Source organism: Leifsonia sp. NCR5, assembly GCF_002105485.1.
In the GTDB taxonomy this organism is placed as follows: Bacteria; Actinomycetota; Actinomycetes; order Actinomycetales; family Microbacteriaceae; genus Leifsonia.
Genome location: NZ_NCSR01000001.1, coordinates 68118 through 79125, shown reverse-complemented (window position 1 = coordinate 79125; position 11008 = coordinate 68118). Strand labels below are relative to the sequence as shown.

Genomic DNA, 11008 nt, shown 5'->3' with positions numbered 1-11008 from the left:
CTGAGTCAATGACGTCACCGCTCCCTGCGCGACCGGTCCGCGACATCCGCGACCGTCGCGTGATGGTCGTCGAGGACGATCCGACCGTGCGCGAGGTGGCCAGCGGCTACCTCCGCTCCGTCGGGCTCATCGTCGACGAGGCGGTCGACGGCTTCGCGGCGCTCGCGCTGGCCGAACGCACGCCACCGGACCTCGTCGTCCTCGACCGGATGCTGCCCGGCATCGACGGCATCGAGGTGGCCCGTCGGCTGCGGAGGCTGAACGCCGCGCCCATCATCATGCTGACCGCTCTCGGCTCGACCGACGATCGCATCGAAGGTCTCGAAGCGGGCGCGGACGACTACCTCGCCAAGCCGTTCTCGCCGCGCGAGCTGGTGCTGCGGGTGCAGTCGATCCTCCGTCGCAGCGTCACGGAGCTGACCAGGGAGGCGCCGTTCGACCTGGGCGAGTTCTCCATCGACCCGTCCAACCGCACGGTGTCGAGAGGCGGGCGCCCGCTGACGCTCGCCGCCCGCGAGTTCGACCTGCTCGCGTTCTTCCTCAAGCATCCCGACCAGGTCTTCAGTCGCGAGCAGCTCCTCAAAGAGGTGTGGCAATGGGACTTCGGCGATCTCTCCACGGTGACGGTGCACGTGCGGCGGGTGCGGGAGAAGATCGAGGACGACCCGACCAAACCGAAGTTCCTGACCACGGTCTGGGCCGTCGGCTACCGGATGAACGCGTGAAGGAGGGGTGCAGGTGATCGCTCCAGCAGACCTCGCCGCCATCGTCGGGACGACGCTGGTGGTGGCCGCCGTCATCTCCGGCGTCGCGGTGCTCGTGCTCAGGGCGCTGCGGCGCGCATCCATTCTGCTGAGGCTGGGGATCGTGGTCGCTGCGGCGATCGCATCCATCGTCGGCGGCACCATCGCCATTGCGCAGGCGATGTACATATCCGGTCACGACTTCGTGGTGCTCGCCTGGGTGATCGGGGTGGCAGCCGTGGTCAGCCTCGGCGTCGCCGCTGTGCTCGGGATGGGGTTGGTGCGCACGAGCCGCACGCTGCGGAACGCGACGCGCGCCGTCGGAGACGGGCACGTGGTCGCTGCGACCCCGCAGGACAGCGGGGAGTTCAGCGCGCTCGGACAGGAACTCGCCGACATCTCGCGGCGCCTGGCCGAATCCCGGGAGGAAGTGAGGATGCTCGACGAGTCCCGCCGCGAGCTGGTCGCCTGGATCTCGCACGACCTCCGGACTCCGCTCGCCGCCCTCCGGGCGATGGCCGAGGCGCTCGAAGACGGCATCGCGGAGGACCCGCAGCGCTACTACCGCCAGCTGCGCAGCCAATGCGACACCCTCAGCCACCTGGTGGACGACCTGTTCGAGCTGTCCAAGATCCAGTCGTCATCGCTGCAACTCGAACTCGGACCGCTCTCGCTCTACGACCTCGTCAGCGACGCCGTCGCCGACCTCTCCCCGCTCGCCGCACTGCACTCCGTGACGCTCAACGAGTCGCAGGACGGCGACCTGACGGTCCTCGGCGACGCGCGCGAGCTCTCCCGCGTGGTCCACAACCTGCTTGCGAACGCGATCGAGCACTCGCCGGCCGGCACGAGCATCCACGTCGCCGTCCGTGAGGCGTCGGCGTCGACCGTCGTGCTGAGCGTCATCGACGAGGGCGGGGGAATCCCGGAGGAGCACCTGGGCAAGGTCTTCGACGCCGGGTGGCGCGGCACGACGGCGCGAACGCCGCGCGACGGCGTCGGCTCGGGCGGAGCAGGCCTCGGCCTCGCGATCGTGCACGGCATCGTCGCCGCGCACGACGGAGACGTCTCTGTCGAGAACACCGCACGGGGCTGCCGCTTCGACGTCTCGCTTCCGCGGTTCAGCCGCGTCGGTTCGGCCGGAGCGGCGACGGTCCCGTCGTGACGCCTGGGATCGCTGAGCGCTGACGCTTACCGGTCGCGCTCGGTGTAGTCGCCCTGCTCCTCCTCCGCGGGGACCTCGGCGGCCTCGTCGGTGTCGGTGTAGCTGCCCTTGACCGCAGGGTCGGGGCCGACGCCCTCTTCCTCGGTGTACTGGCCGTGCACGGTGCGCTCCATCGGGGCCTCGCCGTCCACCTCGGTGTAGCTGCCTTCGAGGTCGTCGCGGTCCACCGGCTCGCGGTCTGGCTCGTTCGTGCTCATCCTGGCTCCTTCCGCCGACAGGCTGAGCAGACCTCGCTCACCGTCGGCACGCTGTCGTGAGGTGAGCCTACGCCCGCGGCCGGGGCGCGGCTAGGGATGCGCGGCGCACGTTCGTGCAGCATCCACGAGGCTCGGCGATCAACGACCGCCGCTCAGCACGTGACGCTCGCGGCTCGCCGCCGCGCCGGTCAGGAGCTGCGGGATGAGCAGCGCGATCAGGGCGATGATCGGCACCGCCCAGCCGCCCGTGACGGAGTGGAGGGCGCCCAGCGCGAGCGGCCCGAATCCGGCCAGCAGGTACCCGATCCCCTGCGCCATCGTCGAGACGTGTGCGGTGTGCCTGGCGTCGGGCGAACGCAGGACGATGTAGGTCAGCGACAGCGCGATGGCGGCGCCCTGCCCGAGGCCGAGGGCCGTCATCCAGACCCACGGCAACGCATCGGAGGGCGCGAGGAGCAGCCCGGCGAAGGCGACGGCGCAGAGCACCGCGGAACCCGCGACCGGAAGCCAGGCCGGCCGCAGCCTGCCGATCGCCGCCGGCACGGTCAGCGCGGCGAGGATGCCAGGGATGCTCGAGTACGCCAGCAGGAGGCCCGCGTCGTGCTGGGTGGTTCCCGCGTCGTGCAGGATGGACGGGATCCAGGTCAGGGCCGCGTAGTAGCTCAGGCTCTGCAGCCCCATGAACCCGGTGACCGCCCAGGCGACGGGATCGCGGAACAGGCGCGCGAACCGCGGTTCGTCGCGAGGCTCGGTGATGGCGTCGGCCATCGGCGCGTGGGCCACCGGCGCGTCCGCGACCGGCGGCCGACCCGGCCTCCTGAGCGCGCGCGGAATCCAGACGACGAGCGCCAGGACGGCGGGGACGACCCAGAATCCGAGCGCCTCCCTCCACGACCCGCCGAACGCGGACATCAGCGGCACCGTGAGACCGGCGGCGACGGCGGCGCCGATGAACAGGGAGGTCGAGTAGAGCCCCATCATGAGCCCGACCCGGTGCCCGAAATCCTGTTTGACGGCGGCGGGCATGCACACGTTCGCGACGGCGATGGCGGCGCCCACGAGCACCGTGCCGCCGAAGAGGGCGATCGGCGACGGGATCAACCGGACGCCGATGCCGATCGCGACCGCGGCCATCGTGATCCCGAGAAGCCGGTGCAGCCCGACGCGGCGGGTGAGAGCCGGGGTGAGGAACGCGAACGCCCCGAAGGCGAAGACCGGGATCGTCGTGAGCAGGCTCGCGGTCGCAGGCGACACGCCCAGACCGCTCTGGATGGAGGAGAGCACGGGCCCGACCGATGCGACGCCGATGCGCAGATTGAACGCGATGAGCAACAGCCCGGCAGCCACATAGGCGCTGAAGAACGCCGCTCCGCGAGCGGGGCGCCGGGAGATGGCGGGGGTCGAAGCGGTGTCCGGTGGCTCACTGATCGTTGTCATTCCGGCAGTTCAGCAGCTGTCACCCGGCACGCGAAACACCTAAACTTCCAGATTGTGTCGGTTTCTCGCCAAGCAGTGGCTCTGGATGATCTCCGCCTCGAGACCGCGGGCGGCGATCTCACGACGGAGGGCGCGTACCTCGTCGCCCACGCAGACACCTCGCCGCGCCATTCGCACCCTCTCGGGCACCTGGTTCACGCGGCCTCCGGCGTGCTGTCGCTCGTGACGGACGACGGCACGTGGATCGCCCCGTCCAATCGGTTCGCCTGGGTGCCGGCGGGCATCGAGCATTCGCACCGCGCTTACGGGCGGACGGACATGCGGGTCGTCTATCTCGATGACGCGGCCGCGGAATCCCTGCCTCACCGGCCCGCCGTGCTCGTGGCCTCCGCCCTGGCGCGGGAGGCCGCGCTGGCGATCACCTCGGGCCTGCCGCGATCGGAGTCCGCGCTCGCCCGGCTCAGGAGCGTGATCGTCGACGAGGCGGCGACGACCCCCGAGCAGCCCCTTCACCTCCCGGAACCGCGGGATCCGCGATTGCGCGCCGTCGCGCGCGAGGTCGAACGGGATCTCGCGTCTCCGCATTCGCTGGTGAGCATCGCGGAGCACACCGGAGTGGGCGCGCGCACGCTCAGTAGGCTCTTCCGCGAAGAGACGGGCATGGGATACCGGCAGTGGCGCCTCCAGCTCCGGGTGCATCGCGCCCTCGTGCTCCTCGCCGGCGGCGCAACGGTCACCGACGCGGCGGCGGCCTGCGGGTGGGCGAGCACGAGCCAGTTCATCGCGCAGTTCTCGCCGCTGGTCGGGATGACCCCCGGCCAGTACCGCAGTTCGCTCCGACCCGCCACGCCATCCACGGGAGGTAGATTGTCTGCGTGATGGATCCGGATGGGCAGACGGTGGCGGTCATCGGACCCGGCGCGATCGGCACGACCGTCGCCGCGGCGCTCCACGAACGCGGACAGCAGCTCACGATCGTCGGCCGCTCTCCGCGCGCGGAGGTGAGGCTCCGCACCGACCGTGGCACCGTGGTCGTGCCCGGACCGGTCCTCACCGATCCCGCCCGTGTGCCTGGCCCCGTGGATGTCGTGTTCCTGGCCGTCAAGGCCACCCAGATCGCCGCTGCTGCACCCTGGCTCGACGTCCTGTGCGGTCCGCGGACGATCGTGTGCGTGCTGCAGAACGGCGTCGAGCAGGTGGAGACGGTCGGGCCCCTGGCTCCGGAGAGCGTCGTGCTGCCTGCCATCGTCTGGTTCCCCGCTCAACGCCACCCCGACGGCTCGGTCGAGCTCCGCGGAGAGGCCAGGCTCACCCTTCCGGACAGCGCGGGAGCGGACACCGTGCAGCGCCTGTTCGACGGCACGATGTGCGCGGTCGAGGTCTCCGGCGACTTCACGACGCTCGCCTGGAGGAAGCTGCTGCAGAACGCCGTCGCCGGTCTGATGGCCCTGACGGGACGCCGCGCCGGGATGTTCGCCCGCGACGACATCGCCGCGCTGTCGATCGCCTACCTCCGGGAGTGTCTCGCGGTCGCTCTGGCCGAGGGAGCGAGGCTCGACGACGACGAACCGCAACGCCTCCTCGACAAGTTCCGCGCGTTCCCCGCCGACCTCGGCACGTCGATCCTCGCTGACCGCGAGGCGCATCAGCCGCTCGAATGGGACGTCAGGAACGGCATCGTCCAGCGGCGCGGTCGTGCCCTCGGAATCGACACCCCGATCAGCGACGTGCTCGTCCCGATTCTGGCCGCGACGAGCGACGGCCCCGGCTGACACGCGATCCTGGCGTGCCGGTTTCGGCATAGGATGTCCGTCGCTCGGCGAGCGCGGAAATGGGGTGCACTGGTGGCAGATGAGCGTGTGACCATCGTCGACGTGGCGAACAAGGCCGGCGTGGCGATCAGCTCCGTCTCGAGCGCGCTCAACGGACGTCCCGGGGTGTCGGACGTCACCCGCGACCGCATCGTCCGGATCGCCGCCGAGCTCGGATTCGTGCCGTCGCTCCGCGGCAAGAGCCTGTCCGGCCGCCGCGCGTACACCGTCGGCCTCGTGCTGCACCGGGATCCGGATGTGCTGGAGCTCGACCCGTTCTTCGGCGGCTTCATCGGCGGGATCGAAGACGCCATCGACCCCCGCGGATACGCGCTGGTGCTGCAGATCACCGCGGAGTCCGGCCAGGTGCTGCAGCGCTACGAGAAGTTCGCGGCCGACCGCCGGGTCGACGGCGTCCTGGTCAACGACCTGGAAATCGACGACCCGCGCATCGCGCTCATCGAAAAGCTCGGCCTGCCGGCGGTCGCGATCAATCCGGGAGCCGACTTCCCCATCCCGGCGGTCAGGCAGGATCCGGATGCGGGCATCCGGGCCACCGTGGAGCACCTCGTGGAGCATGGTCATCGCCGCGTCGCGTACGTCGGCGGCCGGCAGGACATGATCCACTCCGCGCAGCGCGAGCGCGCGTGGCTGACCGCGATGCGCGAGTTCGGGCTGACGCCCGGCCCCGTCGTCCCCGGCGACTTCACCTACCTCGCCGGCGCGTCCGCCGCGTCCGCGCTCCTCGAACTCGCTGAGCCGCCGACGGCCGTGGTGTGCGCCAACGACCTGTCCGCCATCGGGCTCATCGCCCAGGCGCAGCACCTGGGCGTCGACGTGCCGGGGGAGCTGTCGGTCGCCGGATTCGACGACATCCGCCTCGGCACATACGTGCGGCCGTCGCTGACGACCGTGCACACCAGCCCGCGGGAGCTCGGCAGGGAGTCCGGCAGGATGCTCATCGACCTGATCGCCGACGGCGCGGTCGACGACGTGCGCATCTCGGATGCGGCCTTCATCGCCAGGGACTCCACCGGGCCGGCTCCCGCCGGACGCTGAGCCCCACGGTAGAGCTCCATCCGCGTGACCCCCGAATGGGGGTTGTCCTCGCGCACTCAAGCATGACAGCATGAGCTACCGAAACGTTTCGGTAAACGCACGCTGTGCGATCCGAAACGTTTTGGACACACCCGAAGCACTGCACCTGCACCTGCACCGACCCGAACTCGATGAGGAGACATCACATGGCGACGAAGAGGTTGCGCAGCACGACACTCGGCCGGCGGATCATCGCCGGCGTCGTTGCGGCGGCCACGATCGGCGGGCTGGCGGCCTGCTCCAGCGGCACCGGCGACACGAACGGCGGTGAGCCGAGCGGCAAGCTCCAGCTCCTCGTCTCGAGCAGCGACGCCACCGACGCCGGATTCCGCGCGGTCAACGACGCATTCGAGAAGAAGTACCCGAAGGTGGACGTGGTCTTCTCCACTGTCTCCAACGACAACTATCCGGCCACCAAGTCGTCCCGCCTCACCGCGGGCAACCTCGACCTGTTCGTGGTGAAGGGCCTCATGGAGACGCCCTCGTACGCCAAGGACGCCGCGACGGACGACGCGCGACTGGCCAAGGCCGGCGCCCTCGTCGACCTCACCGACGAGGCGTTCCTGAAGAAGTACACGCCGAGCCTGCTCGACGCGCAGGCCATCGGCGGCAAGCAGTACGCGGTGCCGACCGGCGTCAGCTACTACACGGGCGTCTTCTACAACAAGAAGATCTTCGCGGACAACGGGCTGAAGGTCCCCACCACCTGGAGCGAGTTCACGGCCGTCGTCGACGCGCTCAAGGCCAAGGGCGTCACCCCGTTCGGGATGGGCGGCAAGGACAGCTGGCCGGCCGGTCTTCCGATGCTCGCCTCGGTCGCGTCGCTCTACCCGACGGTCGCCGACAAGCAGCAGCTGGCGAAGGAACTCTGGACGAACAAGGCCAAGCTCACCGACCCGACAGAGGTCAAGGTGCTGCAGCAGACCGAATTCGTGCTGCAGAACTCGCAGCAAGGTGCGGCGGGAGCCGACTACGCCTCCATCCCTGCCGGGTTCGCGGCCGGCGACTTCGCGATGACGGTCGACGGAACCTGGGATCAGCCGACGCTCGACGCGGCGGTCGCGAAGTCGTTCGACTACGGCTACTTCCCCTTCCCCGGATCGGACAAGGCATCGGACAACGCGCTGCTGAACGGGAAGACCGAGCTCCAGCTCGCCGTCCCGACCTCCGCAAAGAACAAGACGGCGGCGCTCGCCTGGCTGAAGTTCTTCTCCGACAAGACCAACTACGAGCTGTTCCTCAGCAAGTCGGGCTTCTCATCGGCTCAGCCGGACGCATCCACCAGTGCGTTCCTCCAGTCGATCGGCGAGTACACGAAGTCGTACGAGCCGGCGTGGGACCAGGTCTGGTTCGCCAACAACAAGGCCGGTCAGGATGCGGTCTTCCCGTTCAACTACCCCGCCCTGAGCCCTCTCGGTTCCGCGACGCCTGAGCAAGCCGCCGAGGCTGCTCAGAAGGCGTGGTCGGCGGCCGGATGACGCTGCCGGGAGGGTGGCCGGCAGCAGTGCCGGCCACCCGCCCCGGGCGTCGAGAGACACCATGACTGAATCATTCCCCTTCCCCCGCCGCACGCCGGTCCGGGTCACCTTCGGGCTCGGGATGCTGCTGCTCGGCATCTTCGGCTTCGTGCCGGCGATCGGCGTGCTCGTCGCATCCTTCACCGACCTCCGTGGTCTGCCCGGCCTCCCGATCAACTTCGTCGGCCTGCAGAACTACGTCGACTTCTTCTCGCCGGCCAAATGGGCGGACAGCGCGAACGCGCTGCGGAACACCATCATCTTCGCCGTCGCGAGCACCGTGGTGCAGATCGTCGTCGCCCTGGCGATCGCCGTGCTGCTGAACCGCCGGCTCAGGGGCCGCAACTTCTACCGTGCCGTGGTGTTCATGCCCACCATCCTGGGCGTGACCGTGACCGGCCTCGTCTGGTCCCTGATCTTCAACGTGAGCGGCGGGCCCGCCGCGTCGCTGCTCGACCTCTTCGGCGGCAAGTCGGCGTTCTTCGGCGACCCGCGCCTCGCGCTGACGCTCGTGATCGTCGTGCAGGTGTGGATGGTGCTCGGCGTCTCCGTCATCATCTTCCTCTCCGGGCTCCAGGCGGTTCCGGAGGAGCTGAACGAAGCGGCCGAGATCGACGGCGCGAACGGCTGGCAGCGTTTCCGGAGCGTCACGGTGCCCCTGCTCGCTCCGTCGATCACGGCGAACGTGCTCCTCGGCATCGTCAACGCCCTGCAGAGCTACCAGCTGATCTACGTGCTCAGCGGTCCGAACAACCGCTCCACCCAGGTGCTCTCGCTCCTGGTCTACGTGCAGGGCTTCGGCGGAGCATCCGGTACGACGCTGTCGCAGTCGCAGGGCTATGCGGCAGCGGTCTCTATGGTCCAGTTCGTGCTGGTGGCCGTCGTCTCGATCATCGCCCTGACGATTCTGCGCCGACGAGAGGCGAAACTGTGATGACCACGTCCACCGAATCGCTGCCGGCGACGAGGGAACGCTCCAGCGAGACGACAGTGCGCCGTCGGCGGCGCATCCCGGTCGGCGCGTACATCTGCGCGCTCATCCTGATGATCGTGTTCCTGTTCCCGCTGCTCTACCTGCTCAACACCGCGCTGAAATCGCAGGCGGAGTTCGTGGCGAACCCCGTCGGCCTGGTCTCCGACCCGCAGTGGAGCAACTTCGCCACCGCGTGGGAGAAGGGCGACTTCGGCGCGTACATCCTGAACAGCGTGATCTACACCGCAGCGGGATCGGCCATCGGCACCCTGCTCACGCTGGTGCTGGCGTTCCCGGTCGCCCGCGGCTACGTGCGCGGCGCCAAGTACTGGTCCATCGTGTTCGTGCTCGTGCTGTTCCTGCCGAACGCCCTGATCACCCAGTTCCAGCTGCTCCTGCGGCTCGGGCTGTACGACACGCAACTCGGCTACATCCTGCTGGTCGGCGTCGGCGTCGGAGTCGGCCCGCTGCTGCTGAGCGGGTTCGTGAAGTCGATCCCGCGCGAGCTCGACGAGGCCGCCGCGATGGATGGGGTGGGCTACTGGCGCTACCTCTTCACGTTCATCCTGCCGCTGGCCCGCCCGGCCCTGGTGACCGTGTTCATCCTGCAGGCGGTGTGGATCTGGAACGAGATCATCCTCGCGACCGTCCTGCTCGCCGACCCCACCAAGTTCCCGGTGACCGTCGGGCTCTACGCGTTCAAGGGCACGTACGGCAACCAGTGGCCGCTCCTCGCGGCGGCCACGTTCATCGTCGCCGCGCCGTTGATCGTCGGCTACATCTTCATTCAGCGCTACCTGGTCAACGGCGTCGTCGGCGCCGTCAAGGGCTGACCCCGTTCCCCGCACCATCTACCCCGCAAGAGAGGTCCTGTTGTCCACCACCGTCCCCGCCGTCAGCACCGCTGTCACCGTCCCGTATGTCCTCGAGCGCGCCGGCGTCGTCATGGAGCCGGACCCGGCAGATCCGCGCCAGGTCGACGGCGTGCTCAACCCGGCGACGGTGCAGGACCCGGATGGGACCGTGCACCTCTTCCCCCGCCTGGTGGCCGAGCACAACGTGTCCAGCATCGGCCGGGCCAGGGTCGTGGTGACCGACGGCGTGCCGACCGCGGTCGACGGGCTGGAGGTCGCGCTGGAGGCGGACCGCGGCTGGGAGCACGGCACGGGTCACGGCGGCGTCGAGGACCCGCGCATCACCCCGCTGAAGGATCTCGGCATCCACGTGATGTCGTACGTGGCGTTCGGCCCGCTCGGCCCGAAACCGGCGCTCGCCGTGTCGACCGACGGTGTGACCTGGCGCAGGCTCGGCCCGATCCAGTTCGCCTACGACGACGCGCTCGACACCGACCTCAACCTGTTCCCGAACAAAGACGTCGTCTTCTTCCCCGAGATCGTCTCCGACCCGGATGGCCGCCCCAGCTTCGCGATGCTGCACCGGCCGATGTGGGACTTCGGCTTCGTGCGCCCCGAGGAGCAGCCACCGCTGCCTGCCGGCGTGACGGACGCGCGCGCCAGCATCTGGATCTCGTACATCCCGGTCGACGAGGCCGTTCGCGACCTGACCGCGCTGACCAGGCCGGCCGGTCACCGGTTCGTCGCCGGCCCGGAGTACGACTGGGAGGCGCTGAAGATCGGCGCAGGCCCCGCTCCGCTCCGCGTGCCGGAGGGCTGGTTGCTGCTGCACCACGGCGTCACCGGCGACCTGCCGGGCGGCTCGTTCGTGCCGCAGGCGTTCACCGTGCGCTACGTCGTCGGCGCCATGCTGCTCGACGCCGACGACCCGTCGCGGGTCCTCGCCAGGACCAGCGAGCCCCTGATGACCCCCGAGACAGCGGACGAGACCGCTGGCACGGTGGCGAACGTGCTCTTCCCCACCGCGATCGAGAAGATCGGCGGGGAGCACTTCGTCTTCTACGGTGCGGCCGACACCCGGATCTCGGTCGCACGCCTGGTCCGCACCCCCTGACCCCCAACCCCCACCTCAGCGAACAAGGAGTCCTACGCA

General features: G+C 69.5%; 11 protein-coding genes. 9 read left to right on the top strand and 2 right to left on the bottom strand.

The features are described from left to right. Positions 1 to 8 precede the first annotated feature (8 nt). Together B7438_RS00325 and B7438_RS00320 are read left to right on the top strand one after the other, a co-directional pair. A complete protein-coding gene (locus B7438_RS00325) occupies positions 9 to 725 on the top strand; it encodes a response regulator transcription factor (protein ID WP_085367356.1) in 717 nt (238 codons plus the stop codon). 13 nt (positions 726 to 738) lie between these two features. Further along, complete coding sequence (locus B7438_RS00320) at positions 739 to 1908, top strand: cell wall metabolism sensor histidine kinase WalK (RefSeq protein WP_085367645.1); 1170 nt, start codon at positions 739 to 741, stop codon at positions 1906 to 1908. Between the two features lie 26 nt (positions 1909 to 1934). On the opposite strand, the gene B7438_RS00315 is transcribed toward B7438_RS00320, so the two are convergent. Together B7438_RS00315 and B7438_RS00310 are read right to left on the bottom strand one after the other, a co-directional pair. After that, the gene (locus B7438_RS00315) at positions 1935 to 2165 is read right to left on the bottom strand and encodes a hypothetical protein (protein ID WP_085367355.1); all 231 of its coding nucleotides are present in this window, start codon (positions 2163 to 2165) and stop codon (positions 1935 to 1937) included. A 138-nt stretch (positions 2166 to 2303) separates the two neighbouring features. Further along, on the bottom strand, positions 2304 to 3602 hold the full coding sequence (locus tag B7438_RS00310) for an MFS transporter (protein ID WP_085367354.1): 1299 nt from the start codon (positions 3600 to 3602) through the stop codon (positions 2304 to 2306). A gap of 75 nt (positions 3603 to 3677) precedes the next feature. Here B7438_RS00310 and B7438_RS00305 point away from each other — a divergent pair, with 75 nt between their 5' ends. The 7 genes from B7438_RS00305 (at position 3678) to B7438_RS00275 (ending at position 10969) form a co-directional block, all read left to right on the top strand. Continuing rightward, complete coding sequence (locus tag B7438_RS00305) at positions 3678 to 4481, top strand: helix-turn-helix transcriptional regulator (RefSeq protein WP_256921808.1); 804 nt, start codon at positions 3678 to 3680, stop codon at positions 4479 to 4481. Next, entirely contained in the window at positions 4481 to 5374 is an 894-nt protein-coding gene (locus B7438_RS00300) for an oxidoreductase (protein ID WP_085367352.1), read from the top strand. The genes B7438_RS00305 and B7438_RS00300 overlap by 1 nt, the downstream gene beginning before the upstream one ends. Positions 5375 to 5446: 72 nt before the next feature. Further along, on the top strand, positions 5447 to 6472 hold the full coding sequence (locus B7438_RS00295) for a LacI family DNA-binding transcriptional regulator (RefSeq protein ID WP_085367351.1): 1026 nt from the start codon (positions 5447 to 5449) through the stop codon (positions 6470 to 6472). 185 nt (positions 6473 to 6657) lie between these two features. Further along, positions 6658 to 7989 carry an ABC transporter substrate-binding protein gene (locus B7438_RS00290; protein ID WP_085367350.1) on the top strand — a complete coding sequence of 444 codons (1332 nt, stop codon included), beginning with the start codon at positions 6658 to 6660 and terminating at the stop codon, positions 7987 to 7989. Between the two features lie 61 nt (positions 7990 to 8050). Further along, complete coding sequence (locus tag B7438_RS00285) at positions 8051 to 8962, top strand: carbohydrate ABC transporter permease (protein ID WP_085367349.1); 912 nt, start codon at positions 8051 to 8053, stop codon at positions 8960 to 8962. Next, positions 8962 to 9834, top strand: coding sequence for a carbohydrate ABC transporter permease (locus tag B7438_RS00280; RefSeq protein ID WP_085367348.1), 873 nt, complete (start codon positions 8962 to 8964; stop codon positions 9832 to 9834). Before B7438_RS00285 ends, B7438_RS00280 begins: the two co-directional genes overlap by 1 nt. Positions 9835 to 9874: 40 nt before the next feature. Then, a complete protein-coding gene (locus B7438_RS00275; protein ID WP_085367347.1) occupies positions 9875 to 10969 on the top strand; it encodes a glycosidase in 1095 nt (364 codons plus the stop codon). Positions 10970 to 11008: the final 39 nt, after the last annotated feature.

Coding starts and splice junctions, on each gene's coding strand:
- B7438_RS00280 (WP_085367348.1), top strand. CDS start 8,962: ATGACCACGTCCACCGAATCGCTGCCGGCGACGAGGGAACGCTCCAGC.
- B7438_RS00310 (WP_085367354.1), bottom strand. CDS start 3,602: ATGACAACGATCAGTGAGCCACCGGACACCGCTTCGACCCCCGCCATC.
- B7438_RS00290 (WP_085367350.1), top strand. CDS start 6,658: ATGGCGACGAAGAGGTTGCGCAGCACGACACTCGGCCGGCGGATCATC.
- B7438_RS00285 (WP_085367349.1), top strand. CDS start 8,051: ATGACTGAATCATTCCCCTTCCCCCGCCGCACGCCGGTCCGGGTCACC.
- B7438_RS00315 (WP_085367355.1), bottom strand. CDS start 2,165: ATGAGCACGAACGAGCCAGACCGCGAGCCGGTGGACCGCGACGACCTC.
- B7438_RS00300 (WP_085367352.1), top strand. CDS start 4,481: ATGGATCCGGATGGGCAGACGGTGGCGGTCATCGGACCCGGCGCGATC.
- B7438_RS00325 (WP_085367356.1), top strand. CDS start 9: ATGACGTCACCGCTCCCTGCGCGACCGGTCCGCGACATCCGCGACCGT.